This is a genomic window from Dyella sp. LX-66, assembly GCF_018599165.1.
In the GTDB taxonomy this organism is placed as follows: domain Bacteria; phylum Pseudomonadota; class Gammaproteobacteria; order Xanthomonadales; family Rhodanobacteraceae; genus Dyella_D; species Dyella_D marensis.
In genome coordinates this window covers 1-678 of record NZ_JAHFVJ010000033.1, presented here as the reverse complement: position 1 = coordinate 678, position 678 = coordinate 1, and the positions used below count along the sequence as shown (strand labels likewise).

General features: G+C 57.4%; 1 pseudogene. It reads left to right on the top strand.

From position 1 onward, the window contains the following. Window positions 1–176: 176 nt before the first annotated feature. Window positions 177–678: pseudogene (locus KK141_RS22870) on the top strand (hypothetical protein); the annotation flags it as partial.

The following is a 678-nucleotide window of genomic DNA, read 5'->3' as shown; positions in this document are numbered from 1 at the left end:
CCAGTACATCGAGATCTTCTATAACCGCAAACGCTTGCATAGCAGTCTCGGGTATCAATCTCCGGACAGCTTTGAGCGTACGCTTACGGTGACGATTTAAACCGTCCGAGGAATCGGGGGTAGTCCAGGTTTTTAGAAGTGAGCCTGATCCCGTTGCGTTTGGAGGGACCCCCATCATGCATAAGCAAGACACAACATGGCTCCGACGCCACGTTGCACTCATCGCGATCTCCGCAATTGCTGCGCCGCTGCAGATGATCTGGTCGGGCGCGCACGCCGGCTTCGACAAAGGCTCATGGTCGTTTCCATGGGTAATATCCGGGTTCTGTCTGTTTGCCGTCGTATTTCTCGTGGCTATGCGAGCTATGAATCCATGGAGCGGGGCGCGATGGATGCGCCCAACGTTGTATACGAGCTCCCTGAGGTTCAATGAGCCGCTTCAGACGTTCTACGTCGGCGCGCTGTGCATGATGGCGGCTGGCGTTGGTTATTTCGTACTGGGATTATTCGACGCCAAAGTCCGCTGGCTTTGGGAACTGCCGCTCTCGGCCCGTTCGGTGCGCTCTCCGCTTCGGCGTCGCTACAAGGGCGGTAAGCCTGCGGTTGTCGCGCCCAATCGGCTGCAACGCCAGTTCAATGTGGCGCATCCTGATCGGGCGTGGGTCACCGATATCACGT